At 60.6% G+C, this 24,713-nt stretch carries 20 protein-coding genes and 3 pseudogenes; 14 read left to right on the plus strand and 9 right to left on the minus strand.

Features of this window, described 5'->3' with window-relative positions; all coding sequences use genetic code 11:
• Positions 1 to 26: 26 nt before the first annotated feature.
• Positions 27 to 2,321: an FdhF/YdeP family oxidoreductase gene (locus AC0L3J_RS22515; protein ID WP_456768986.1), complete on the minus strand. Its 2,295-nt coding sequence runs from the start codon at positions 2,319 to 2,321 to the stop codon at positions 27 to 29.
• 308 nt (positions 2,322 to 2,629) lie between these two features.
• Between AC0L3J_RS22515 and fdhD the strand changes: the two genes are divergently transcribed.
• The 5 genes from fdhD to AC0L3J_RS22540 all read left to right on the plus strand — a co-directional run bounded on the left by fdhD (position 2,630) and on the right by AC0L3J_RS22540 (position 8,197).
• Positions 2,630 to 3,484 carry a formate dehydrogenase accessory sulfurtransferase FdhD gene (fdhD, locus tag AC0L3J_RS22520; protein ID WP_473348335.1) on the plus strand — a complete coding sequence of 285 codons (855 nt, stop codon included), beginning with the start codon at positions 2,630 to 2,632 and terminating at the stop codon, positions 3,482 to 3,484.
• Between the two features lie 164 nt (positions 3,485 to 3,648).
• Positions 3,649 to 4,011 (plus strand): hypothetical protein, encoded by a 363-nt coding sequence (locus tag AC0L3J_RS22525; protein WP_456768988.1) that lies wholly within the window; start codon positions 3,649 to 3,651, stop codon positions 4,009 to 4,011.
• Between the two features lie 378 nt (positions 4,012 to 4,389).
• Positions 4,390 to 5,157: a gluconate 2-dehydrogenase subunit 3 family protein gene (locus AC0L3J_RS22530; RefSeq protein ID WP_456768989.1), complete on the plus strand. Its 768-nt coding sequence runs from the start codon at positions 4,390 to 4,392 to the stop codon at positions 5,155 to 5,157.
• Positions 5,158 to 5,169: 12 nt separating this feature from the next.
• The gene (locus AC0L3J_RS22535; protein ID WP_456768990.1) at positions 5,170 to 6,936 is read left to right on the plus strand and encodes a GMC family oxidoreductase; all 1,767 of its coding nucleotides are present in this window, start codon (positions 5,170 to 5,172) and stop codon (positions 6,934 to 6,936) included.
• A gap of 13 nt (positions 6,937 to 6,949) precedes the next feature.
• Complete coding sequence (locus AC0L3J_RS22540; protein WP_456768991.1) at positions 6,950 to 8,197, plus strand: c-type cytochrome; 1,248 nt, start codon at positions 6,950 to 6,952, stop codon at positions 8,195 to 8,197.
• Positions 8,198 to 8,579: 382 nt separating this feature from the next.
• Here the strand turns inward: AC0L3J_RS22540 and AC0L3J_RS22545 are convergent, their stop codons facing one another.
• The 6 genes and pseudogenes from AC0L3J_RS22545 to AC0L3J_RS22570 form a co-directional block, all read right to left on the minus strand.
• A complete protein-coding gene (locus tag AC0L3J_RS22545; protein WP_456768992.1) occupies positions 8,580 to 8,924 on the minus strand; it encodes a calcium:cation antiporter in 345 nt (114 codons plus the stop codon).
• A 190-nt stretch (positions 8,925 to 9,114) separates the two neighbouring features.
• A pseudogene (locus AC0L3J_RS22550) lies at positions 9,115 to 9,693 on the minus strand (hypothetical protein); the annotation flags it as partial.
• The gene (locus AC0L3J_RS22555; RefSeq protein WP_456768993.1) at positions 9,690 to 10,721 is read right to left on the minus strand and encodes an AI-2E family transporter; all 1,032 of its coding nucleotides are present in this window, start codon (positions 10,719 to 10,721) and stop codon (positions 9,690 to 9,692) included. The pseudogene AC0L3J_RS22550 and the gene AC0L3J_RS22555, both read right to left, overlap by 4 nt.
• A 65-nt stretch (positions 10,722 to 10,786) precedes the next feature.
• Entirely contained in the window at positions 10,787 to 11,146 is a 360-nt protein-coding gene (locus AC0L3J_RS22560; RefSeq protein WP_456768994.1) for a BA14K family protein, read from the minus strand.
• Positions 11,147 to 12,186: 1,040 nt separating this feature from the next.
• Positions 12,187 to 12,669 (minus strand): MarR family winged helix-turn-helix transcriptional regulator, encoded by a 483-nt coding sequence (locus AC0L3J_RS22565; RefSeq protein ID WP_456769853.1) that lies wholly within the window; start codon positions 12,667 to 12,669, stop codon positions 12,187 to 12,189.
• Between the two features lie 113 nt (positions 12,670 to 12,782).
• Positions 12,783 to 13,193 carry a hypothetical protein gene (locus tag AC0L3J_RS22570; protein ID WP_456768995.1) on the minus strand — a complete coding sequence of 137 codons (411 nt, stop codon included), beginning with the start codon at positions 13,191 to 13,193 and terminating at the stop codon, positions 12,783 to 12,785.
• Positions 13,194 to 13,648: 455 nt separating this feature from the next.
• Here AC0L3J_RS22570 and AC0L3J_RS22575 point away from each other — a divergent pair, with 455 nt between their 5' ends.
• The 8 genes from AC0L3J_RS22575 to AC0L3J_RS22610 all read left to right on the plus strand — a co-directional run bounded on the left by AC0L3J_RS22575 (position 13,649) and on the right by AC0L3J_RS22610 (position 21,579).
• The gene (locus tag AC0L3J_RS22575) at positions 13,649 to 14,980 is read left to right on the plus strand and encodes a substrate-binding protein (protein ID WP_456768996.1); all 1,332 of its coding nucleotides are present in this window, start codon (positions 13,649 to 13,651) and stop codon (positions 14,978 to 14,980) included.
• Between the two features lie 99 nt (positions 14,981 to 15,079).
• Positions 15,080 to 15,955 carry a branched-chain amino acid ABC transporter permease gene (locus tag AC0L3J_RS22580; protein WP_456768997.1) on the plus strand — a complete coding sequence of 292 codons (876 nt, stop codon included), beginning with the start codon at positions 15,080 to 15,082 and terminating at the stop codon, positions 15,953 to 15,955.
• An 11-nt stretch (positions 15,956 to 15,966) separates the two neighbouring features.
• Positions 15,967 to 17,814, plus strand: coding sequence for a branched-chain amino acid ABC transporter ATP-binding protein/permease (locus AC0L3J_RS22585; RefSeq protein WP_456768998.1), 1,848 nt, complete (start codon positions 15,967 to 15,969; stop codon positions 17,812 to 17,814).
• Positions 17,811 to 18,509 carry an ABC transporter ATP-binding protein gene (locus AC0L3J_RS22590; protein WP_007607511.1) on the plus strand — a complete coding sequence of 233 codons (699 nt, stop codon included), beginning with the start codon at positions 17,811 to 17,813 and terminating at the stop codon, positions 18,507 to 18,509. The genes AC0L3J_RS22585 and AC0L3J_RS22590 overlap by 4 nt, the downstream gene beginning before the upstream one ends.
• Positions 18,510 to 18,587: 78 nt before the next feature.
• A complete protein-coding gene (locus AC0L3J_RS22595; RefSeq protein ID WP_354161678.1) occupies positions 18,588 to 19,793 on the plus strand; it encodes an ABC transporter substrate-binding protein in 1,206 nt (401 codons plus the stop codon).
• A 380-nt stretch (positions 19,794 to 20,173) separates the two neighbouring features.
• A complete protein-coding gene (locus AC0L3J_RS22600; protein ID WP_456768999.1) occupies positions 20,174 to 20,410 on the plus strand; it encodes a hypothetical protein in 237 nt (78 codons plus the stop codon).
• A 176-nt stretch (positions 20,411 to 20,586) separates the two neighbouring features.
• Positions 20,587 to 20,766 (plus strand): hypothetical protein, encoded by a 180-nt coding sequence (locus tag AC0L3J_RS22605; RefSeq protein ID WP_456769000.1) that lies wholly within the window; start codon positions 20,587 to 20,589, stop codon positions 20,764 to 20,766.
• 642 nt (positions 20,767 to 21,408) lie between these two features.
• Positions 21,409 to 21,579, plus strand: coding sequence for a hypothetical protein (locus tag AC0L3J_RS22610; protein WP_354161672.1), 171 nt, complete (start codon positions 21,409 to 21,411; stop codon positions 21,577 to 21,579).
• A gap of 1,134 nt (positions 21,580 to 22,713) precedes the next feature.
• On the opposite strand, the pseudogene AC0L3J_RS22615 reads toward AC0L3J_RS22610, so the two are convergent.
• Both AC0L3J_RS22615 and AC0L3J_RS22620 read right to left on the minus strand, forming a co-directional pair.
• A pseudogene (locus AC0L3J_RS22615) lies at positions 22,714 to 22,803 on the minus strand (metal-sensing transcriptional repressor); the annotation flags it as partial.
• Positions 22,804 to 22,927: 124 nt separating this feature from the next.
• Complete coding sequence (locus AC0L3J_RS22620) at positions 22,928 to 24,031, minus strand: DNA topoisomerase IB (protein WP_456769001.1); 1,104 nt, start codon at positions 24,029 to 24,031, stop codon at positions 22,928 to 22,930.
• Between the two features lie 261 nt (positions 24,032 to 24,292).
• Between AC0L3J_RS22620 and AC0L3J_RS22625 the strand changes: the two are divergent.
• A pseudogene (locus tag AC0L3J_RS22625) lies at positions 24,293 to 24,713 on the plus strand (ribonuclease H family protein); the annotation flags it as partial.

Here is a 24,713-nt window from a genome sequence, read left to right on the forward strand (position 1 = left end):
TTCAAGACACTTTGCTCCTTTGTCGCTCAGCTACGAATGCGGACCGGCACTGATTTGGCAGCCGGCGTCTTGGACTTGACGTCGTGGTGCGACAGCGGGATCAGTGGATTCATTTCCGGATAGTAGGCACCGACGCATCCGTCGGGCAGCCCGAACGGCGTCACCTTCAGCGGTCCGACCTCGCGGTGAATGCCGTCCCCGGCATCGCTGACGAGCGACACCATCTGGCCTTCCTTCAGACCGGCGCGCGCGATTTCCTCGGGACTTATCAGCAGCACGTCCCTCGTTCCCTCGATGCCGCGTAGACGATCGCTGTAGCCGTAGATGGTCGTGTTGAACTGGTCGTTGCTGCGCATTGTGAGGAGCCGGTAACGTCCGGGTGCATCGTCGAAGCCGGTCGAGCTCAGAGTATCCGGCACGGTGAACTCGGCCTTTCCGCTTTCGGTCTTCCAGATCCGCTCTCGGGCGGAATTGCCCCGATAGAAGCCACCTGGAGTGAACATCCGCGCATTGAAATCGTAGAACTCGTCAGGGTAAGTCTCCGCGATCTGATCGCGGATCAGCCCGTAGTCGGCGACCCATTCGTCCCATTTCAGTTTCGGGTTGGGCGACAGGGTCGCCTTTGCGAGGCCCGCAACGATGGCCACCTCCGATCTGAGGTGCTCGCTCGCCGGCTTGCGGAGTCCTATCGAACCCTGGATGCAGCTGAATGTGTCTTCCATGCTGACGGCCTGCGGGCCGCTTGCCTGGACGTCGTGTTCGGTGCGCCCGAGACAGGGCAGCAGATAAGCTGTCTTGCCCTGGATGAGATGACTTCGATTGAGCTTGGTGGCGATCTGCACCGTGAGTTCGAGCCCGCGCCACGCCTCTTCCATCTTGGCGCGCTCGGGGATCGCGCGCACGAAGTTGCCTCCAAGTCCGAAGAAGGCTTTGACCTTGCCTGAAAGTACGCCTTCGCAGGTCTCGACCGTATTCATCCCCTTCTCGCGCGGCGGCTCGAATCCGAACTGCTTTGCAAGCTTGTCCAGCGGGACGAGTTCGGGCTTTTCCGAGATGCCGACCGTCCGCTGGCCCTGAACGTTGGAATGCCCTCGCACCGGGGAGATGCCGGTGCCGTCGCGGCCAATATTGCCCTTGAGAAGGAGCATGTTGAGGAGCATGCCGACGTTTTGGAATCCGTGAACGTGCTGCGTGAGGCCCATGCCGTAGATGCCGATGACGCGGCCCGCATCGACATAGACTTGGGCAGCGCCTTCAATCGTCGCCCTGCCGAGGCCTGATGCAGCCTCGATGTCCTCCCACGAAGTTGCTCGGACTTCGGCTTCGAAGGCATCGAAGCCAGTCGTGTGCTGCTCGATGAAATCCGCATCGATCACGCGCTTGCCTGTTTGCTTAGCCTCGTCGTCAGCGGCGAAGACATGTTTGCAGATGCCGACGATGACGGCGATGTCGCCGCCGACTTTCACCTGATGATACTGGCTACTGATCTGGGTGGCCTTGCCAGTCAGCATCTCCATCGGGTTCTGCGGATTAACGAAGGTCTCAAGTCCCTTCTCGCGGACCGGATTGAAGGTAATGATCTGCACGCCGCGTTTTGCGGCGTCTTGCAAGGGATGCAGAAAGCGCGGGCTGTTCGAGCCGGTGTTCTGTCCGAAGAAGAACATCGCGTCACAATTGGCGAGGTCGTCAAACACCACAGTCCCGACGCCTGCACCGATCAATTTCTTTAAGGCAACGGAGGTCGTTTCGTGGCACATGTTCGAGCTATCAGGCAGATTATTGTTGCCGTACACGCGCGCAAAGAGGGCGTATAAATAAGAGGTTTCCAGGCTGGCGCGGCCTGAGGAATAGAAGATGACGGATTTCGGATCGAGCGTTTTCAGCTGCGAGCCGATCGCCGCGAACGCTTCCTCCCAACTGCATGGTACGTAACGGTCAGTCACGTTGTCATAACGAAGCGGCTCCGTCAGGCGACCCTGCTGTTCGAGATCGTAGTCCCTCCAGGAGCGGAGTTCGGTCAACGTGTGCTGGGCGAAGAAATCCGGCGTGCACCGGCGCGAGGTCAACTCCCAGAGAGTAGCCTTGGCGCCGTTCTCGCAGAATTCGAAGGTGTGATAGTCGGCTGGCTTCGCCCATGAGCAGGAGACGCACATGAAGCCCTTCGGCTTGTTCTGCCGGCGCAGCGTCTCAAGCGCCGCAGGCGAGTCCCACTCCTTGCCGAAGATGTGCGCGATACCCTTGAGTGAGCCCCAGCCGCCTGCCGGGCCGTCATATTCAACGGTTTCGTGTGTTTCGTGCTCGCCATTGCTTGCTTGCGCCATGTTGCGCTTCCGGAACTGCCAGCCCTCGGGATCCCCAACGTACATTGATGCTCACGGTTCCTGAGGAGATCACGGTACAGCAGCCTGATCCGGCCGACGTGGCGGGCGGAAAAAGCTGCAACAACAATGGCATCTAACATCTGCAGCAAATGGGTGCAGCGCACGCAAGCAATTGTGCACGCTGCCGTACAAAGGATTCGGCGTCGGAGCTCAATCCGGCGGCCATGGTGAAAATCGTACCGAGCCGTTCGGGGAACGTGCCTCAGTCGCGGAGGTTTGCTCAAGTCGCAAACATCCAGGAGCAGCAGATGCAAGACCGTTGCGCACTCGGCAAACCGGATCTGGTCTGGCGAGGGGCGGAGCCCATCCCGTCCTCGCGCATTGTGGCAGAGGAACGGCCGGTTGCGCTCACCTACAACGGCTCGACCTACGCGGTCATGATGGCTTCGCCCGTCGACCTCCACGACTTCGGCGTCGGTTTCAGCCTGAACGAAGGCGCCGTGGAGCACAGCGGCGAGATCAGCAGCATCGAGGTGATCGAGCTGGAGCAGGGCTGCGAGGTCCGGATGTGGCTCGATAGGGCGAGCGCCGATCTCATTTCCAAGAGGCGGCGGGCGATGGTCGGTCCGGTCGGCTGTGGCCTTTGCGGCATCGAAAGTTTGGAGCAGGCCTGTCGCCCTTTGCGCCGTGTTGTCAGTGAGGCCCGATTTCCCGCCTTGGACCTTTTGAACGCGATGCGAGCGCTGCGGCCGCTCCAGCGCCACAACGAGACGACGCGGGCGATGCATGCGGCGGCGTTTTGGGACGACCAAGGTATCCGGCTGGTGAGGGAGGATGTCGGGCGGCATAACGCGCTGGACAAATTGGCCGGTGCTATCGCCCGCTCGGGTCTACATACTGCAGCAGGAGCCGTGCTCCTCACCAGCCGAGTTTCGGTTGAATTGGTACAGAAGACCGCGAGAATGGGAGTGCCGCTCCTGGTGGCCGTCTCGGCGCCGACCTCGCTCGCAATCGAAACAGCCGAACAAGCCGGTATCACGCTAGTGGCTGTCGCGCGTGACGACGGCTACGAGATATTCAGCCATGCGGATCGTCTGATCTTCGGAGTAGAACTTCACTCCGCTACACCTCGCCAGCATGGTCCTGCAGGGTTGCCGCGCTAAGTTCTGCGACACGCGCGCAAAGTGATGCGACGAGTGGGCATTCGTAGCTGAGGGTCCGTTCGCTTTCGTACCGACTGCAAGGGAGCGCGAGTTCTTTCAACCGGAACGCTTGTGGCTGGCGTCAGTATTATCCTGATCCAGCGTTCCACACGAAAGGACAGACGATGAAGACCACACTTCTGGCAGCCCTCTTGCTCGCAGCGACTGCTTCGAGCCCAGCTCTTGCTCAAACCGGATCCAATTCTCCGAAGGCGCCGCAGTCTGCCGACACTTCTAGGCAGAACTCCGCTGTGCAAAAAATTCAAGATGATCTGAAGAATGCCGGCTTCAGCGACGTAAAGGTCGTCGCCGAATCCTTCGTCGTGCAGGCCAAGAGCAAGGACGGCGATCCGGTGGTAATGACGATCGGTCCCCATGGAATGTCCCTGTTTGAAGCCGTGAATGTGAATCCTTCCGGTTCGAATTCAGGCAGCTCCTCTCAAGGCACGACTGGCTCCAACTCGTCGCGGCAGGGCACCTCCAAATAGAGGCACGGACCGGAGTGCTCGTTCCGATGGGACACGATATGAAGCCATTGGCGTGGCGAACTGCCAAGAAGGCCAGACGGAAGAGCCGGCGTCGCGGCAGTGATGAACAAGTCGTGCCGCTTCTAGAAAGGCTGAAGCAACTGTCGGATCGAGCCAAGCGGGCTGCTGTTGAGCTCCCACCCGGAAAAGAGCGGGAAAGCTGTCTCCTAAAAGAAGTTCAAGCAGAGAACGTCCTCGAGCTTGTTCGTTTGCTGCAGCGGTAACCGCGACCTTGTCAGATGGCGCGGGACCGTACCAGCTTTCCAAGACCGCGCCCTGCCGGGCGAACCCGCGATTATTGTAAGTTGTTGTTGCCTTCACAAGCAGAAGGGGCCGGCGATGGCGAAGACCGAACGATCCGCGACTCCTGGCGTCAGCCGCCGCGAGCTACTCACTGCCGGAATTGTCGCCGGATCCTCCCTGGCGATTTCTTCCGGCAGCGCGGCGGCTGACACGATCTCGCAGCAGGTCCCCTGGGGGCCGGGCGAAGCCAACAAGCCGGGGGCGGTTTTCAAGGGCGGCTACGAGTTTTTCGCCCCGGACGAAGTTGCCTGGGTGGATGCAGTTGTTTCCCGATTGATACCCAAGGACGAGCTAGGGCCCGGCGCGCGCGAGCTTGGCGTCACGGTCTTTATCGACCGGCAGCTTGCAGGAGCGTACGGGCGAGCCGAGCGCTGGTATATGGGGGGTCCGTGGGCAAAGGGCACGGAAACTCAGGGTTATCAATCACGGATGGCGCCAGCCCAATTGTATCGAGCGGCAATCAAAGCAGTCGATGGCTATTGTCGAACCGAGTTCGGTGGAAAAGCTTTCGTGGACCTCGGCGCGGAGCAGCAGGACAAAGTGCTCGGAGACCTTGAGGAGGGAAAAGCAAAGCTCGAGCAGGTCGACGGGAAGGCATTCTTCAAGCAGCTCCTCCTCAATACCCAGGAAGGATTCTTCGCAGATCCCTTGTACGGCGGAAACAGGGATATGGGAGCCTGGAAGATGATCGGCTTTCCGGGCGCACGATACGATTACCGTGACTTTGTCAGTAAGCACGGCCAGCGCTACCCATTACCGCCTGTGTCACTCTATGGCCGTCCCGATTGGACTCCGAAAGGATAGGGAGACCTCAAGATGGCTACCAAGCTCCCTCCCGTGGATGCGCTCCTCGTAGGGTTCGGCTGGACCGGTGCGCTGCTCGGTCAGGAACTGAGTGATGCCGGGCTGAACGTCTTGGCACTCGAGCGCGGTGGCTGGCGGGATACGACGACCGACTTCGCCACCACGTTCATTCAAGACGAGCTTCGCTATTACTATCGCCATACACTCTTCCAAGAGCCCGCGCGTGAGACGCTGAGCTTCCGAAACTCGACGAGCGAGACAGCTCTACCAATGCGCCAACTCGGCTCCTTTCTCCCAGGGACGGGCGTCGGCGGGGCCGGAATTCATTGGAATGGACAGAACTGGCGTTTCCTGCCGAGCGATTTCCTCGCCCGGAGCCACAACACGGATCGCTATGGCGCGGCAGCAATACCACAGGACATGACTGTCCAAGATTGGGGCGTCACGTACGGCGACCTGGAACCCTACTACGACAAGTGGGAGTACCTCTGCGGCATCTCGGGCAAGGCAGGGAATATCAAAGGTCAGATCCAGTCCGGCGGAAACCCGTTCGAAGGCCCACGCGCCAGAGACTATCCGAACCCGCCTATGGAGATGACTTACGGCCCGACACTCTTCGCGCAGGCCGCGAATGACATCGGGCTAAAGCCTTTCCCGGCTCCCTCCGCCAACATGTCTCGCGCTTATACCAATCCACTCGGGGTGCAACTCGGCCCATGCACCTATTGCGGGTTCTGCGAGAAGTTCGGCTGCGGGAATTACTCCAAGGCAAGCCCGCAAACCACGATTCTGCCGGTTCTGCTTCGCAAGAAGAACTTTGCGCTCAAGACGGAGTGCGAGGTCATCAAGATCAACCTCGACAGCGACAGGAAACGGGCGGTCAGCGTCACATATGTCGATACCCAAGGTGAAGAGTACGAGCAGCCAGCTGATTTGATCGTTCTCAGCGCGTTCGTTCTGCACAACGTACATCTGCTGCTGCTATCGGGGATCGGCACACCCTACGACCCGAGCACTGGAGCAGGTACGCTCGGGAAGAACTACGCCTACCAGATCGTGTCCAGTGTCGACGTATTCTACGACGACAAGATACTGAACCCGTTCATCGGCGCCGGCGCGCTGGGAATGGTGGTCGACGAATTCAACGGAGACAACTTCGATCATTCCAATCTCGGGTTCTTAGGAGGCGGCTATATCGCCTGCTGGAACACGAACGGGCGGCCGATCGAGACCCACTTGGTGCCTGATGGGACGCCGAAATGGGGCGCCAAATGGAAGAGGGCCGTCGTCAACGACTATCTCAGGTCGATGTCCGTCGCCACGCACGGCGCCGTCATGAGCCACCGAGGAAATCATCTCGATCTGGACCCGACCTACCGCGATTTCCTCGGCAGGCCGTTAATGCGGATGACCTTCGACTACACCGACAACGAGCACAGAATGTCGGATTTTTTGACCGGCAAGGCAGAGCAGATCGCGCAGGCCATGAAGCCGCGGGAGATCAGGAGCAATCCCCGGAAGGGTCACTACGACATCACGCCCTACCAGACGACGCACAACACTGGCGGCGCGATCATGGGCTTAAACCCGCGGGAGAGCGTTCTCAACCCGTATCTGCAGCATTGGGATGTCTCAAATCTGTTTGTGATGGGGTCGTCCGCTTTCCCCCAGAACCCGGGCTACAATCCGACAGGGACTGTTGCTGCGCTGGCGCTTTGGTCCGCGCAGGCCATCAGAACGCAGTATCTCAAGAATCCCGGCCCGTTGGTTCAGGCGTAAGGAGATCGGGAAGATGTCATCCAGTGCTCTGAGACTCGTATTGCTTGCTTCTTCCTGCGCCTTTGCTTTTTTCGCTTCGCCCGCTCGCTGCGAGCAGTTGTCATTCGGCCAAGTAGAGAGAGGACGCTATCTGGCCGCGGCCGGAGACTGCGAGGCTTGCCACACCGCACCCGGAGGCAAGCCATTTGCCGGCGGCCGCGCGATTCCGACCCCGTTCGGCACGATCTACTCGGCGAACATCACGCCGGACCGAAAGACCGGGATCGGCACTTGGTCCGATGATAAGTTCTATCGGGCGCTACATCAGGGGATTGCTGCGGACGGAAGCTATCTCTACCCCGCGTTCCCATATCCCTGGTACACCAAGGTGACGCGCCAGGATTCAGATGCGCTCCACGCCTTCTTGAGCTCGCTCGAGCCGGCATCAAAGTCCCCTCCGCCGAACGATCTTGTTTGGCCGCTGAATGACCGGTTCGTCATGAAGGGGTGGAACGAGCTGTTCTTCCGGGAAGGAACATTCAAGCCCAACGGCCAAAAGTCGCCCGAATGGAATCGCGGAGCTTATCTGGTCGAGGGCTTGGGACATTGCGGCGCCTGCCACACGCCCAGCAATGTTCTGGGCTCCGCCGAGAAGCAGTCCGCCTTACGCGGCGGCAAGCTGCATGATTGGTACGCGCCGAATTTGACGGCTGACGTTCGGTCGGGATTGGGGCAATGGAGCGTTGACGAGATCGTCACGTTTCTCAAGACAGGTCGGAACGACCGAACCGTCGCTTACGGTCCCATGTCGGAGGTGATCACCTTCTCCACCTCGAAGCTGAACGATGACGACCTCAAGGCTATGGCGACTTACCTCAAGGATATTCCAGCAGCTCCCGAGGACAACAAAGTTGCTGGGCCAGATCCGAAGGTTATGGCCGCCGGAGGGGCGCTCTACGTCGACAATTGTTCGGGATGCCACCAGGCTGATGGCCGGGGCGCGCCGGCTATGTTTCCGCGGCTTCAGGGAAGCAGCGCCGCGCAGGACCGTGACCCGACCACTATCATCAGGTTGATCCTGAATGGTGCGCACGCGGCGACGACTGATGCGCGGCCGACGCAGGTATCGATGCCGGCCTTCGACTGGAAGCTTTCGGACCAGCAGATTGCAGATCTCGCTACTTACGTCAGGAACGCTTGGGGCAATTCAGCAAGTCAAGTAGCCGCATCCCAGGTGGGAGAGTTGCGTCACTCAACTCCCCGGGAGCTCAGTGGCCGATAAGTGTTCTGCATCCCGAGGAGAGAACCAATGAGGTCTAAGAACTGGTTCGGCGCACTGATCTGCGCCGTCACGCTCGTGGCGGCAGGTCCGGCTTACGCTGGGCGAGACAAATCCAAGGAGACGCCGGGAATGGCCGCATACCACGCTACACAAGGCGCCTTCAGGCGTGATCGAAAGATTACCCGGCACATCCTCCACAGCGAGCGGGAAAAGCGGGCGCGTCTTGACCGGCACGCAACTTACGCCCGTTAGGAGGGCAAGGCTCTCGAGCGCTTCGGTCTGCGGTGCCTACGAGCAGCGCACACCATGCTGAAGGCCGCAAGGCACCGCCGGCCACGGCTTGGTTTCGAGGTCCGATAAGACCTGCATCGGCGAGGGCCGGTCACGCCGGACCGATGAAGAAGAAACCGAGCCCGAACAGCATATACACGCCCACCAGAAGCAGGCCCTCGAACCAGGTCGTCTCGCCGTCGCGTGCGATCGCGTTCACGACGAATGCCGTGCTCGCGATTGCAAAAGATATGGCGGATTGCCGAACACGAAGCTCATCGGTCTTTCCATGAACGCCGAGATAAGGACCAAAAGCGGCGCAACCACCAGCACGAGCTGGATGGCCGGATCCAACGCAGATATTCAACGCGGCGGTCATGTTGTTGCGGTGAGCGAACCAGCTCGCCGCGAAGATGTCGGCGCTTGTCCCCGACCAGGGCAAGTACGACCACGCCAAGAAAAGTCGGCGAGATCCTCAGAGCTGTGGCCGTCTGGGTCAGCACGTCAGAGAGGATTTCGGCTTCGATCGCGATGATCGCGGTGCAACCAATTACGATACCGATCGACAATGCCAAACCCCACGCAGGCTTGCCGTCAGCTTCGCCGTCGGCGAAGGCGTCTCGATGAGTGATCAACGTGTAAACGATGTTTCCTGCATAGAGCAGAAGCAAGATCAACGATGCACCTAGGCTCAGTTCCTCATCGGTGAGGCCGATGTTGTGCAAGTGGACCTGCCGACCCGTATAGTCGAACACCGCCGGCAGCAGCAGTGCGATAACCGATAGGATCAGTAGCGTCGATAGCAGCCCGGCCTTGGCGGGGTTAAACGTTTGACGCTGCCGTGAAAGACCGCCGATCAGGATCGCAATGCCCAAGCCAAAAAGGCTCGTGCCGATAATCGAGCCGGTGACCTGGGCCTGAACGACGGCCGTTTCGCCGCTCGCAAGTATGAATAGGGCCAAACGAGTTCCGCGACGCTGCCGAACGTCACCATAATCAGGCCGCCGATGGTAGGTCCTGCGTGCCGCGCGAGCTGCTCCGTCCCGCGGCGGATCCACTCCGCCAGAATAGCGCTCGCCGCGGCGCTGGTCGCAAAACGCAGCACCGGAGGCGCGTCCATGTAGGCGGCGCCGAGGGAGAGCGGGATCAGAGCGAGCAACAGCAGGAGCACCATTGACGGTCCGACATCCCTGTTCATGGTGTCTACCTCCCACAGCAGTGATCACGCCCTTGATGGTGGAGTCGTTTGCGTTCGCTCTGGCACTAGCGTTCGCAGTTTTCTGCTTCGGGCTATTGTCTCCAGCACTGCATAGATCATGACGCTGATCGGAGCCGCGAAAATGACTCCCGCCGCCCCGAAAAAGCTGCTGACAGCCAAGATGCTGAAAAGAATCATGGCTGGTGGAATGGCGATGAGCCGCCGTTGGATCATCGGGAGCAGCACATTCCCCTCGATTTGCTGAATCGCAACGTAGGCCAGCACGGTCCAAAGCAGGGGGGACCATCCTTGCGCTGTCGCGACGAGCAGCGCAGGGACCGCGGCGATGAAAGGCCCTGCGTACGGGATGAATTCGGCAAGCCCCGCGATGATGCCCAGAGCCAGCGGCGACGGCAAGCCGATCAGCCAGACTGCCGCTGTCGTGAGCGCTCCCACCAGCACCATCTGGATGGCCTGACCGATACTCCAGAGCTGGAGTGACTGGATGATGTGCTTGGTTACGGCTTCGAGCGGCTTGGCCCATCTACCAGGAAGCAGCTTGCGGACTTCCCTTCGATATACTCCTGGTTGAGCGGCCATATACGCTCCCATCGCGATCATGACGACCAACGACGCGAAAACGCTACTGCTCACGCTGACGATGTTGCCGGCCCAACTTGTGAGCGAGAGTTGGCTGGCGTCCATGTGCTGCAGGAGCGAGGGGCCCCACGCGGATTTCTGTAAGGCGTCTGCGATTGTTTTGGCTGCGATATCCGCGCGCTTCAGCACGTCTTCCATCTCGCTCGACAGCGTGGTGCCGAACAAATACGCGATCGCGCCGAGGGAACCGAACAGAAGAAGCATCGTAAGGCCAACTGAGCCCGCTCTCGGGACTCGGCACCACTGCAGGGGCTGGCATAGAAGGTCAAGGACGACCGACAAGAGGATAGCGCCGATCGCAACCAGCAGCACCGAGCGGAGATACCACAAAAGGAAAGGTACGGTCGCGATCGTGACCGCGATCGCGACGCGTTTCGTGAACTCGCCTATCTCCATTCAGCTAAGTCCCTCGACAAGCCGGCCAGCCGGTTTGAGAACGGAACGCCCGGCCGCAGTGGCAATCAGGGGCACGGATGCCGCGCGCTGTCATAACCGAGGTAGGTCCCGGATGCATACGATTTGTAGCGTTGCGCGCAGTAGGCGCTGCTGTCGGCTCTCGCCTCGCTGTTCGCAATTGCGCTCCCGATGAGAGCTCCGGCGGCGAGACCTCCAATCGCGGCAGCACCAGGCCCGTAGTGGCGATGCCAGTGCGGACGATCCCAGCCATGATGCCAATGCCGGTACTGCACCTGCTCAACGGATGCCAACGTTGGCGCGATCGACGCAGGCGTCATCGGTGCTGCGAGCAATGCGGAGCTAGAGCCAAGAGAAATCGCGACAGCGGTAGTGAGGACGGAAAAGGACTTCGCAAGCTCATGCATGTCTCCTTCGTTGAGGTTGAGTACGAGTGCAACGGCATCTCGTCAGGTTGCGTTCCGATGAGCCTTTTGGAGGGCAAGCGTCAGAGGGTCGCAGTTGCGCTGTCGACAGGTCTGGCAGGAGTCTCAGCCGACAATATCTGGTGCGCTACCGTACAAAAGGGGAGCACGCGCCAGCCTAGTCGCCGAGGCCCATAAGGACGAACGCTGAGGATTCGCGAACCTCGGCAAAAAGCCCAGTAAAGCCTACGAGAAGAAACTTCGAGATCACCTCGATTAACATTTGGGCCTGTGCTTGCTTCTGAGAAAGGTGCGGAGCACGGGTCCGGTGGTCCGCTCAGCGCTGATGTTGCGGTCGACCGGAGACAACAACCTGAATGGAAGTAGATCGCAGAATGGCCGGCCCGTTCACGACCGCGTCTGCGTCTTCTAGGCTGCCCGATGTATGATCACTCGGCGCCCTTGCGCCGGGATCGCTTGACAACGGCCCTTCAGTTGGGCCCAGGGGCCATTTGCGATAGGAAAGTCTGCCGTGAGACTTGCGATTGAGGCGGCTGCACTTGGTGGCGTTGACTGCCAGAGACAACCCGGTCCTAATGCCAACGAATTTAGTGCTCTCCCCCGACACCACTACCGCTTTCGACATGGGCAGGCACTGCCTACTGGCGTTCGGCTTCCATCCGGAGGGTTATCACCATTGCACTCCAGACCCTTCCGACACTCCTATCATGCCGTGTTCGCAACCTACCGGCCTGCATACCGTCCGCAGTATCCGTGGCGTTGGTATGACTGCTATCATCCAGCCTACTATGGGTTGCCGTACTACTATCCTTATTACCCACCGCGAACTCCCATCTCCATCCCCGTTCGAGTTCGGCCTCGGCACTGTGTTCTGAAAGCGCTTTGACCTGTTGACCATCCAGCAGGCGTGCAGGGCCTGACCGGCGCGGACACTTCGACTTCGGCTGAGCTGTCCGCTGGCCGCCTCTAGTGGCCAGCCCCACTCTGTTTTTCCGTATCGAAAAGGGCGGTCCCACGAGTGTTCAAGTGTGGCTGGACTTCCGGAACGAGCTCAGCAGACGACTGAGCGCCGGGCTTGCGGCGCGGCGGAGCTCCTCGAGGTTCTTGCGCGAGAGCGCCTGGAGCTTCTGCTCACCCTTTTTCGTCAGCTTGAGATGAACGCGTCTGGCGTCTTCAGGGTCGGCAATGCGGCTGACCAGCTCAAGCTTCGAGAGGCGATTGATCAGTTCCACAGCGGAGTGATGCCGGATCAGCAGAAATCGCGCGACATCACCGACTGTAGCGGGACCCGGCCGCACAAAGCCCTTGATCCCAAGCAGCGCCTGATGCTGCGTCGGCGTCAATCCCTGCTGTGCTGCGGCTGCCTCGCTGAACGCCAGAAAGCTTCGGATCTGAAAGCGGAACTGCGCCAGCCCAGCATAGTCGGAGTCGCGCATCGTGCGGCGGCGTGAAGCCCGCTCAGCTACCGCCGCCGTCGACCGTTGCGCCTTCTTCGCCTGAACCATGCCGTGCCCCTCCCTCCTTGCCACTCGGCAACACCGGCAGCGCAGCCAAAAGTAGCAAGCAGCAGCGCCGGGACCAACCAGCAGGAATTCCGGATGCACAGCTATCCGTCGCTCTATTCGAAGCTGGACAGCAGGATCTTCACCAGGATGACCTGGAGGGCGATCGGAATGCGGACGCTCTTCCGCCGGATCGAGCGCTGCAGCGCGCCGGCGATCTCGGCGCCGGTCAGGTTGCCTGCCGAGGCATTGGCGATCAGCTCGCTCCACATCTGCGACAGCGAACCGCCGGGCGGGATTACCGGCTTGATGGTCACGCCGCAGGCCTGCGCCCAGTCCACGATTTCCCGCATCGTATGCGGCCCGCAATTGCGCGCGGTCGAGAGGCGCTCGGCCGTGAGCGCCCGCAGCAATTCGCGCGACGGCGACCAATTCCCCTTCGGCGGTCGCTCGCCGTTGAGTTCGACTGCAAGCTCCTTCAGGACGTTCTGGGCACGCACGCTCAGCCGCTTCATCGGCCCGGGCACATGCTTCCCCTGAACAGAGCCGACTGCCGGTCCCCGCCCACCGGTCGGTCGATTTCGAAGCTCGGGCATGCGCGAGGCGTCGCCGGACTGCGGTGTGGCCCGCTGCCCGTTCACCTCTTCCACCGACCGCGCGGGGTCCGGCCGCTCCGCACCTTGCGGCCATGACCGTCGCTTCCGGGTACCCGCCACTCTCGTTCGCCGCGCCATTTCTCTCGCCGAACCCGCCAGTCTCGTACTCACAAAGGCTAATATATATCGTGATCCGATATGTTTTCACGAGATAATTTTCGGCGTTCGACCAAAGACGAAATTGACAGAAGGCGTTCACAAGCAATGCTTACGCCCAAGAGCTACACGCGGATGTGACGTGCCCGGCGCGGGCAGGCCCTGGAGACCGGCTGCCGCCGGACAGGTCGTGCCTTCCCTGCAAACAAGAACGATGTTCGGAGGAAACGATGACTGACAATCTCATCCGCCGCGGCCTCTCGCGCCGTGGCTTGCTTCAGACCACCGCGGGCCTCATCGGCGGCTCGATGCTGCCCGCGATGCCGGCGTTTGCCGAGGAGCCGGCGATCGGCACCTATCCCGCGGGCGTGTCGGGTTCCACCGCCTTCATCGGCATCTCCGTGCCGCGCACCGGCACCTATGCCGTACAAGGTGAAGACGAGCTCAAGGGCTACCAGCTCGCGATCGAGCACATCAATGAAGGCCACGAGCTGATCAAGAAGATCTCGCCCAAGACCAGCAAGGGCGTGCTCGGCAAGGAGCTGAAGTTCGGCGTCGCCGATTCCGCGGCCAAGCCGAACGAGGCGGTGCAGGCGCAGCAGCGCTTCATCAGCGAGAACAAGGCGATCATGATCACCGGCGGCACGTCGAGCGCCGTTGCGGTGGCGCTGAACAAACTCGCCCAGCGCGAACACGTCATTTTCGTGTGCGGCATTTCCGGCTCGAACGATACTACCGGAAAGGATTGCGTCCGCTACGGCTTTCGCCAGAACTTCTACGGCCAGACTGCGGCTGCAGCGATAGGCCCGGTGATGGTACGTGAGTTCGGCAAGGGCAAGAAGGCGGCGTATCTCACGCCTGATTACACCTACGGCCACACCGTCACCAAATCCATGCAGGATTTCCTCGCAACAGCGGGCTGGACGACGACCACCAACCAGGTGGCGCCCCTCGGCGCACCCGACTACTCCTCCTATTTGCTGAACGTCGCGAATTCAGGCGCCGACGTGCTCATCAACGTCAACTGGGGGCACGACGCCGTGCTGTCGACACAACAGGCCAAGCAGTTCGGCGTGCTCGACAAGATGAAGCTGGTCGTCCCCTACCAGGTGCCTTTTATCGCGCGCGAGACCGGCGGCCTGATGCAGGGCGTCTACGCCGCCACCGATTATTGGTGGACCATCGAAGACAAATTCCCGCTCGCCAAGATGTTCAACGAAGCCTTCGAGAAGAAGTACGGCTACAAGCCCGAATGGGGCGCCGAGAACGCCTATGTCAGCTTCGCCCATTGGGCGCACATGTGCGAGCAGGCCGGCAGCTTCAATCCGCCCGACGTGATCAAGGCCTACGAGAAAGGCGAGACGATCCCCTCCCTGGTGGGCGACGTGCATTACCGTCCCGAGGACCATCAGTGCGTTCGCCCGGTGATCATCGTCAAGGGCAAGCAGCAGAAGGACATGAAGAACAAGGAAGACTGGTACGACGTCGTCGAGATCGTCCCGGGCGACGGCCTGATGCAGAAGCCGGACGCCTTCGGCTGCCATCTCGGCGACTACAGCTGATGCCGAACTAACCCCTGTGGCGCCGTAGGCCTTACTCAGGACCTGCGGCGTCACCTTTTTTGGACGCGCACGATCGCGCGCCGCAACAGCGATTGTCGCATGATAAGTTGGCCCAACCTCGTTTCACAGCTTTTCAACGGGCTCGCGCTCGGGGCCTTGCTCGCGCTGATCAGCTCCGGCCTGACCATCATCTACGGCACGCTCGGCGTGCTGAACCTCGCGCACGGCGCGATGTTCATGATCGGCGGCTATGCCGGCTTTGTCGCCTACCAGTACACGGAGTCGTTCATCCTCGCCGTGATCGCGGGCTCCCTGTTCGTGATGCTGCTCGGCGTTCTCATCGAACGCGTCATCATCCGCCATTTCTATCATCGGCCCCACGAGGATCAGCTGCTGGTAACCTTCGGGCTCGGCATCTGTTTCGTCGAGCTCGTGCGCCTGATCTTCTCGAGCCAGTCGCAGCTGGTGCCGCCGCCGGCGCTATTCCAGGGCATCACCAATCTGGGGTTCATGTTCTATCCGACCTATCGCCTCGCCGTGGTCGGGATCGTCGCTGTCGCGCTCGGCGCGTTGTTCATCGTCCTCTACCGGACCCGGCTGGGCATGATTGTGCGCGCCGGCATCGAGGATTCGGTGATGGTCGATTCGCTCGGCATCAACGTCTACCGCGTCTTCATGATCGTGTTCGGCATCGGCGCAATGGCAGCCGGCTTTGCCGGCATCGTCAACGCGCCGGTGGTGTCGCTGACACCGGGCATCGGTGACGACATCCTGGTCCAGACCTTCGTGGTGGTGGTGATCGGCGGCGTCGGTTCGTTCCCGGGCGCAATTCTCGGCGGCCTGATCGCCGGCGAGATCATCAGCGTCACCTCCATGTTCAACCCCGGCTATGCCTATGTGATGCTGTTTGCAGCGATGACGCTCGTACTCGTGGTACGACCGCATGGCCTGCTCGGCGTCCAGGGCCGCGAGTAAGCGATCTCCTGATGCTCAAGCAACGCCCCTACCTGATCGAAGCCCTGACTGCGATCGGCTTGATCGCAGCTCCTTTCGTGCTTCCTCGTCTCGGCTTCGCGCCGAACACCGTGAACAGGATCCTGGTCTGGGGCCTTTTCGGGCTCGGCTTCGACATCCTGTTCGGCTTCACCGGCCTGCTCTCGTTCGGCCAGTCCGCCTTCTACGGCACCGGCGGCTTCGTCGCCGCCTACCTGCTGACCCGCGCGGGCTTCGGCAACGTGCTGGGCGCGCTGATCATCGGCATGATCGCGGCCGCCGCGACCGGCTACCTGATCGGCCTGATCGCATTGCGCCGCACCGGCATCTATTTCGCGATGATCACCGTGGCGATCGCGGAGGTGTTCTTCTTCGTCGAGTTCAATCCACTTTCCGATTTCACCGGCGGCGAGAATGGACTGCCGGGGGTACCGACGCCGAGCTTCGATCTCGGCTTCACCTCCATCCACTTCACCAATGGCTGGTCGCTCTATCAGTTCATCGCGCTGTGCTACTTCGTCGGCGTCGTCATCGCCCTCAGGATCGTGCGCTCGCCGGTCGGCGCGATTCTGAGTGCGATCCGCGACAATCCGCTGCGCGCCACGGCCGTCGGCCACAACATCCACGGCTACAAGCTGACGGCTTTCGTGATCGCGGCGGCTTACGCCGGTCTCGCCGGCGGCCTGCTCGGCGTGCTCCAGGCCTTCATGCCGCCCGACGCCTTCACCTTCGACACCTCGGGCCAGCTCGTGATGCAGACGGCCATCGGCGGCAGGGGCACGTTGTTCGGGCCGCTGGTCGGCGCGACCGTCTGGCTGTTCCTGCAGGATTTCCTCCAATCCGCGCTGGGCCTCGGCGCGGCCTGGAAGCTGGTGCTGGGTGTCGTATTCGTGCTGCTGGTCTGCTTCCTGCGCGGCGGCATCATCGGCGGTCTTGCCGATCTATATCGCCTTGTCTCGGACGGGCGGAAGCGGGGGGAAGCGGAAGTGGGGCAAGAGGCCGCTGACAGCGAGGCCGCGCAGCAACTCCCGCCCGCGCCGATGCAGGCGAAGAGGGTCGCGCATCCCGTCTATTCCGGGCCGATCCTCAAAGCCAGCGGCCTCACCAAGCGCTATGGCGGCCTGGTCGCCAACAGCGACATCGATTTCAGCGTCAATCAGGGCGAGCTGCGCGGGATCATCGGCCCCAACGGCGCCGGCAAATCGACCTTCTTCAAGATGCTGACCTGCGAGATCGCGCCGAGCTCTGGTCAGATCGTGTTCGAGGGGCGCGACATCACCGGATTGAAGGTCACCGAGGTCTGCCAGCTCGGCCTCACCAAGAGCTATCAGGTCAACCAGCTCTTCACCGGATTGACGGTGCGTCAGAACCTGACGATCGCCGCGCTGGCCGAGCTGCGCGGGAAATTTCGGCTCGACCTGTTCCGTAAGCTCTCCAGCGTCAAGGGCCTGACCGAGCAAGTGGAGCACACGCTTGCCCTCGTCAATTTGAGCCGCCGGGCCGATACGCCGGTATCCGAGCTCGCCTATGGCGAGAAGCGGAGACTGGAAATCGGGCTCGCGCTCGCCACCTCGCCACGCCTGCTGCTGCTCGACGAGCCGCTTGCGGGCATGAGCCCACGCGAGCGGGTCGAGACCGTCAAGCTGCTCAAATCGATCGCGCGCGGGCGCACCATGATCATCATCGACCACGACATGGATTCGCTGTTCGAGCTGGTCGAGCGCGTGACGGTGCTACAGGAAGGCAAGGTTCTGCTCGACGGCACGCCGGAGGAAATCAAGTCCAACGCCGCCGTGCAGGAAGCCTATCTCGGCGGAGTTCACGGAGAGATCGCCGCATGAGCCTGATCGAGGTCAACGGCCTGAACAGCTACTACGGGGACTCCCACATCCTGTTCGACGTCGCCATGCATGTCGAGCGTCACGAGGTGGTGGCACTGCTCGGCCGAAACGGCGCCGGCAAGAGCACCACGCTGAAGAGCCTGATGGGTGTCGTGACTCCGCGTAGCGGCAGCGTGAAGTTCGACGGCATCGATATCGCCGGCCGAAAAAGCCACAGAATCGCGCAGGCGGGCATGCAGCTCGTGCACGAGGAGCGCCGCATTTTCGGCAGCCTGTCGGTGGAAGAGAATATCCTGCTCGCCGGGATCACGGCGCCCAAACGCTGGCCTCTCGACCGCATCTACGAGATGTTTCCGCGACTGAAGGAGCGGCGTAGCAACCGCGGCACCGAGCTGTCGGGCGGCGAACAGCAGATGCTCGCTATCGCGCGGGCGCTGGTGCGCGATCCCAAGATCGTGCTGCTGGACGAGCCGTTCGAGGGGCTCGCGCCCGTCATCGTCCACGATCTCGTCAAGGCCTGCCGCGAGCTCGCCGCCGCCGGCCAGACCATCGTGCTGGTCGAGCAGAATTTGGCGGCGACGCTGGCCCTGGCGAGCCGGATCTACATCATCAACAACGGACACATCGTGCACGACGGGCCAGCTCGGGAGCTCAAGGCACAACCGGAGCTGCTCCAGCGCTATCTCGGCGTCTAGTTGATTTGACCCAGCGCGACGTGACGACGCGAAGTCCTGACGACCTCGCGCTGAAATCGAAAAGGAGGAACACGTCAAATGAAATACATTGCGGTAAGAACGGTTCAACTGCTGCTCACAGCGTCAATGGCGGTGACGACTGCACACGCGGCCGAAAACAAGGTCGTGATCGGCGATATCGACGACATGTCCGGCCTCTATGCCGACGTTATCGGCCCCGGCGGTGTCGAGGCGGCCAAGATGGCAATTGAGGATTTTGGCGGCAGCGTTCTGGGTAACAAGATCGAGTTCATGGTCTCCGATCACCAGAACAAGCCCGATGTTGGAGCGCAAAAATTCCGGGAATGGGCTGACCGGGACGGCATTACGATGATTCTCGGCGGATCGAACACGGGAGTTAGCCTGGCGATGAACAATGTCGCCAAGGAGAAGAAAATTCCGTTCATCGCTATCGGCGCAGCCGGCGCATCACTGACCGGCAAGGACTGCACGCCGTATACGGTCCACTACGTCTACGACACGACTGCGCTCGGCAACGGTACCGCCAAGACCATGGTGAAGCAGGGCGGTAAAACCTGGTTCTTCCTCACGGCCGACTACGCCTTCGGCACCCAGTTGCAGGAGTCGGCGTCGAAGGTGGTCGAGGCCAATGGCGGCAAGGTCACTGGCGCCGTGCGCGTCCCGCTCTCCACGTCGGACTTCTCGAGCTATCTGCTCCAGGCGCAAAACGCGGGTGCGCAGGTGCTTGGACTCGCCAATGCCGGCAACGACTTCACTAACTCGATCAAGGCTGCCGACGAGTTCGGCATCGCCAGGACAATGAAGCCGGCCGCATTGCTCGCCTTCATCAGCGACATTCACAGCCTCGGCCTCAAGACCGCACAGGGCCTGTACCTCACCACCGGCTGGTATTGGGATCTCAACGAGAAGACCCGCGCCTTCGCCAAACGCTATTATGAGAAGACGAAGCGCGAGCCCACCATGAATCAGGCGGGCTACTATTCGGCGACCATGAGCTACCTCAACGCGGTCAAGGCTGCCGGCTCCACAAATTCAGAGAAGGTCATGGCGGAGCTCAAGAAGATGAAGATCGACGACATGTTCACCAGCAATGGCAAGATCCGTGCCGATGGCTTGATGGAGCATGAGATGTACATCATGCAGGTCAAGAAACCCGATGAGTCCAAACAACCTTGGGACTACTACAAGCTGGTTCACACTATGTCGGGCGAAGAAGCATTCGGGAAATTATCCGACTCGGCGTGTCCGCTGGTTACACACTGATAGTCGTGTTCCGACAGCGTCGTCGCATAAGAGGAGCGCACCAGCAAGTGCGCTTCTATTTGTAGTGCGGAATGGGCGCGCGTGCGTGGCGGCACATCCGTGTCGCTTGCTCTCACTGCCGGACAGCCCGACCAAAACGCCGGACTTGGCTCCAACCTATGCTGTCGTGCTGTTCAGCACGATTTGCTGCGAGGTTATAGGTTGTCATACGCGCGCAAACTGACGTCGCGACGGCGAATGCAGCGCCGTTAAGCAGATCGAAATTCGGTACAAATACGTACCGACGGATCGATCATTTTGCATTCGAACGTGTTTTGCATACGTGGGGACGAATTGAGAAGCCGCGAGCTTCAGAAGTTTAGCCCGGTAGGAGATTGCAGATGCAGAAAGCGATTATCGCGGCGGCATTGCTGATCGCCGCGTTAGCCACGAGTGCCGGAACTTCGAACGCCGTCGAATTCGGTGTCGGTCCAAACGGCCTGCGTGTCGGGCCAAATCATCATCGCCGTCACCTCTACGATTCCTATAACCGAGATCGCGATTGCCGAATTGTTGTCCGTCACCGAATGAATCGATATGGCGAGCGTGTTACGGTCCGCAAGCGGATTTGCGAATAGTTTCCGACCCTTTGGGATATAGCCGCTTTATCGAGCTGGGTACGGTTGCGCGCCATCCCCGGCTTCCATCGGTACTGCTGGACAAGCACACATGTCACCCTTTTAAGGGAAAGCGGGTCGGCCCCAGTCGCCGGCTGGGGTTGGCTATTGCTCTCTTTAAATGAAGGAAGGCGAACATGAAGATCCTAGTCGGAGCTGCCTTGCTCGGGGCTGCGGGCGTCCTCATCTTCATCGGGATACCCAATCCTAGGGACGGGCGGCGCAAGATGTTGCGCCTCGAAGTTGTGCTGGCCTCAATTCTGTCGTTCATTGGACTTGGCGCCGCACTTCTATTTTCAGGGCTGCTGACCGGTTAGTACACAACCGAAGATGAGGGGCCTCCCGGGCATCAGCTCTTATTACAAGCCTATGCCTGCAGCCCGAGGCTTGCCGGCATCTACACGCGAAGTTTCTCGGCTCTACGGCCGGGTAGTTTCTAATGCTGCGCAAAAAGTTGCCGGTTCGGCCCCTCGAAAACCTACGTTTTCACGGGAGTCTCCACGAACGATCACTTCAGGCGCAACCGAATACAGTGATTGCAGCTCGCCAGGCAGTCTGGAGATTGCTTTTCGACTGTCGGGAAAATCCTGACTATCAACACACCCATTCGGGCGGAAAGGTTTGGTCGTGAATGTGGCTCTGTGTCAAAACCTCGACTGGCCGCGGGCATCTGCATTACTCTACTTGCCTATGCCGCAACCATGGCTTGGCACATTCGTAGTGTCCGTCGGTGATCAGACTAGGGAAGCACACAGTCTCCGCGAGCCTAGTGCAACACTGCCGGTGGATGTGCGGCAGCACGAAGCGCCTGGTGCGCTGCACGATGGGAATCGTGCGAGGAGTGGGAGCATGCTTCAGCGTGTGCCAAAGACGGGCGCTTGAACGCCGCACAAAATTACATCAGCATGGAGAGGCCGCTCTTCAGGGCGGCCTTTCCAGGAGGTTAGGAGGAAAGGCAAATGCATCTAACGGCTTGTATCGATCGTGACGCGGAAAGGTCGCGCAAGAGGGCGCTGTGGTTGCATCAACTAGCCGAAGGGACGGCTCACCCGCAGTTCGCTGAAAAGCTCAAGGATCTCACTGAAGAATATGACGGACTTGCCGAAAAATTAGAGCAAGAGGACCAGTAGGGCCGTCTCGCGACCGACTTCTGGGAATACTGGCTACCGAGTCGATGCGGCGGCCGCGAATACCTCTACTTCGCGTCTTTCATCCATCACGCCGCGCAGGTGATGACGTTCCTGCTGCACTAGGTCAGGACCTGACGGATCAGGTCGGGTCTTGAGCAGGACGTGGCGGTGGACATCGCCCAGCATCTTACCATTCGTGCTATTGACGAAGTGGAGCCACGTGCAGCCCCGAACCGCCGACGCAATGAATCAGTTGAGACGGGTCAACCCGAACCGCGGAGCCCAGTCTAGGATTGATCCGCAGCGGCCGCTACGGCGCCGGTGTGTGGCGAGGTGAGCCTTGGACACCTAGACAGTTCGGCTCCCGCGTCTCGCTCGCTCACTCGGCACTGCTAGAGAACCCAACAGCGAGTTCTAACATTCGAAAACCGGCATGGCGGCACTGCCATGGCGCCCAAGCTTACAAGCGTCACCGTTCCTGACGTTTCAAAAAAGATAAGAACAAAAACCGCCTCACGAGGTTAGAGAGCAAACTCGCGAGGTGAGATCATGCGTCGATCAGACATGGCCGCAATCCTTTTTGTAGTCTCCAGTTTCATTCCCGTTGCGGCCTTCGCTCAGCAAACAGGGCCAGATGCTAATCAAGCCTCTCCCCAAGCTCGGCCGGAGGTAACCCCGCAACAGCCGGACCAAGTCCAATTGCAAAAGGCTCCAGTCCAGCCGGAGCGATCACCGCAGCAATCAGATCAAGCGCGCGACCGAGATCGTCAGAGCGCCGAGGGCACGCGCATTAATCGCGATTGGACTACCCGGCAGGATCGTGGAGACGACCGCATGGATATGGATCGCATGCGTCAGATGCATCGGCAGATGGGCCGTATGATGGACCAAGATGAGGATCATCGAACCACGGGACGAAACTGGCGTCGCGACGATGATGATATGGATCGCGGTTCTGGATACCGGTCGCCGGGCCGCGGCGAAGGCCGGTATGAAGGCGGGTTTAGTAGGGAAATGCGGTCTTACGCTCGGGTTAAGACCTGCATCGAGTATGAAAACGGCGACGAGTTCTGCCGGTATCGAGATTAGCCGGTAAGCATTACCGTGCCCGACATGGCACGGCGACTGGCGGGTGACGTGATTGCGGATGTGATCCTCGAGCAGTTCGGACGTCAGCCCGGTGACGGCGCCCCGGACCGAAGCTACCAGCATCAGCACGTCGGAATCGTGATTGTGGTTGCAGGGAGTGGTCCTAAGATCAGGGCAAGGAAAGCGCCTCGCCGGCCGTCGGCGAGGGGCGCCCGCAGGGTCCAGGAGGACGCAGGGTCTGGAGACCGCGTACGCAAGGCTAGACGAGCACCCTCAGAGCATCGAGACGCCTGCGCAGAAATGCCAGCACCATGATCTCGTCGGAAGTGAGCTTGGCGTGCTGGCGCTTGAACTTTTGCGCGATCTTGGCTTCAATCATCTTCACGAGGTCACCTGACATGTAGGCGTTCAGGACTTCCGGGTGCACGTAGCACTTTCGGCAGATGGCCGGTGTGTTGCCGAGCTGCTTCGAGACGCTTTCGATCGCGGCGACGACGTTGCGCTTCGCCTCGGCCTGGCTGTCGTGCTTCTTGAATTCGGCCAGCGCCAACGCCGCCAGAACCGTTCCCGCCCAAGTCCGAAAATCCTTGGCACTGAAGTCCTCGCCCGTGATGTCCTTGATGTAGGCGTTGACGTCGCCGGAATCGACCGTGCGGGGCTGTCCGTCGTCGTCGAGGTACTTGAAGAGCTCATGTCCGGGGATCTCCGCGCAACGCTTCACGATCGCGGCTATCCGCTTGTCCTCGACGCGAAGCTTCCATTGTTTGCCGGACTTGCCCGTGAAGTCGAACCGAAGGACGCCGCGCCCGACCGCGATGTGCTTGCGGCGCATGGTCGTGAGCCCGTAGGACTTGTTTTTCTCGGCATACTCGGCATTGCCGACCCGGATCAAAGTCTTCTCCAGAAGACTAACGATCGTGGCCAGCACCTTGTCGCGGGGCAGTCCGTCCCGCTTCATGTCGGCGGCGACCCGCTCCCGCAGCGCGGGCAGCGTGGCAGCGAACAGGATGATATGCTCATACTTGTTCTGGTCTCGGAGTTCGCGCCACTTCGGATGGTAGCGATACTGCTTGCGACCCCGCGCATCGAGCCCGGTTGCTTGGATGTGCCCGTTCGAGGACGGGCAGATCCACACGGACTCGTAGGCCGGCGGGATGCCGATTGATTTGATGCGTCGGATGACGGCGGCATCGGTGATGCGCTCGCCGTCCTTGTTGTAGTAGCTGAAAGTGGTTCCTGTCCGCTTGCGCGTGTACCCCGGCGCGGAGTCGCTGACGTACCGGAGGCCTTCGTCCGCGATGGTGGCCGCGACCTGGGCGGTGCGGTCCAGAGCCTGTTCTTCGTTGCCGGTCTCTCGGAGCATGGGCCTGTCCCTTGGGATGCCCCCTGGGATCGAGGCTCCACTCTTTCTCAAGGGATGAAGACACCTGTTGGTTCCGCTCTGAGGTCGTCGGCGCGAGGTCTGGATCAGTGGCTCTCCGAAATAGCGGGACCTCAGATGGCGAGCCGGTCCGGTTCCTTTCGACAAACCGCTGCGCAGTTGATGACGGCATGGTCTAGCTTCAGACAATCGCCACAAATTTCACCAACACGCTCCCCACATTCAGTCTTCACGAAGGCCGCTATGACCCAGTATTCACTCGATGTATTGCGTCGGCGCTATGTCGTCGAGAAAAGACCGCTCGAGGCCGACGTCGAGCAGATCTTGCGGGCCGACGCCCGCGCGGGAGCCCGTGCCATCCTGGCCTCAATCGATAAACGGCGCTTCGAAAACAGGTCCGAGGGGCAGCGCCTGCGAAAGATGCTGCGCTTCGAGAGCTCTCTCTGGGAAAGCGGCCATCATGCCGGGCAGGCGTGGACGAGGCGGGAATGAGCCCTCTCGCCGGGCCAGTCTCCGCTGGCGCCGTGATCCTGAAGCCCGGCACACGGATAATTGGAATTGACGACTCGAAAAAACTCGACGCCGCGGCTCGCGAAGAACTCGCGAAGGAAATCAAGGAAAAGGCAGAGAGTTGGTGTGTAGCATTCGTCGAGGTCGAGGAGAT

This window comes from Bradyrhizobium sp. Kon37, assembly GCF_055807535.1.

Coding starts and splice junctions, on each gene's coding strand:
- AC0L3J_RS22565 (WP_456769853.1), bottom strand. CDS start 12,669: ATGGTTCAGGCGAAGAAGGCGCAACGGTCGACGGCGGCGGTAGCTGAG.
- AC0L3J_RS22535 (WP_456768990.1), top strand. CDS start 5,170: ATGGCTACCAAGCTCCCTCCCGTGGATGCGCTCCTCGTAGGGTTCGGC.
- AC0L3J_RS22525 (WP_456768988.1), top strand. CDS start 3,649: ATGAAGACCACACTTCTGGCAGCCCTCTTGCTCGCAGCGACTGCTTCG.
- AC0L3J_RS22560 (WP_456768994.1), bottom strand. CDS start 11,146: ATGCATGAGCTTGCGAAGTCCTTTTCCGTCCTCACTACCGCTGTCGCG.
- AC0L3J_RS22555 (WP_456768993.1), bottom strand. CDS start 10,721: ATGGAGATAGGCGAGTTCACGAAACGCGTCGCGATCGCGGTCACGATC.
- AC0L3J_RS22605 (WP_456769000.1), top strand. CDS start 20,587: ATGAAGATCCTAGTCGGAGCTGCCTTGCTCGGGGCTGCGGGCGTCCTC.
- AC0L3J_RS22595 (WP_354161678.1), top strand. CDS start 18,588: ATGAAATACATTGCGGTAAGAACGGTTCAACTGCTGCTCACAGCGTCA.
- AC0L3J_RS22580 (WP_456768997.1), top strand. CDS start 15,080: ATGATAAGTTGGCCCAACCTCGTTTCACAGCTTTTCAACGGGCTCGCG.
- AC0L3J_RS22585 (WP_456768998.1), top strand. CDS start 15,967: ATGCTCAAGCAACGCCCCTACCTGATCGAAGCCCTGACTGCGATCGGC.
- AC0L3J_RS22515 (WP_456768986.1), bottom strand. CDS start 2,321: ATGGCGCAAGCAAGCAATGGCGAGCACGAAACACACGAAACCGTTGAA.
- AC0L3J_RS22590 (WP_007607511.1), top strand. CDS start 17,811: ATGAGCCTGATCGAGGTCAACGGCCTGAACAGCTACTACGGGGACTCC.
- AC0L3J_RS22600 (WP_456768999.1), top strand. CDS start 20,174: ATGCAGAAAGCGATTATCGCGGCGGCATTGCTGATCGCCGCGTTAGCC.
- AC0L3J_RS22620 (WP_456769001.1), bottom strand. CDS start 24,031: ATGCTCCGAGAGACCGGCAACGAAGAACAGGCTCTGGACCGCACCGCC.
- AC0L3J_RS22530 (WP_456768989.1), top strand. CDS start 4,390: ATGGCGAAGACCGAACGATCCGCGACTCCTGGCGTCAGCCGCCGCGAG.
- AC0L3J_RS22575 (WP_456768996.1), top strand. CDS start 13,649: ATGACTGACAATCTCATCCGCCGCGGCCTCTCGCGCCGTGGCTTGCTT.
- AC0L3J_RS22540 (WP_456768991.1), top strand. CDS start 6,950: ATGTCATCCAGTGCTCTGAGACTCGTATTGCTTGCTTCTTCCTGCGCC.
- fdhD (WP_473348335.1), top strand. CDS start 2,630: ATGCAAGACCGTTGCGCACTCGGCAAACCGGATCTGGTCTGGCGAGGG.
- AC0L3J_RS22610 (WP_354161672.1), top strand. CDS start 21,409: ATGCATCTAACGGCTTGTATCGATCGTGACGCGGAAAGGTCGCGCAAG.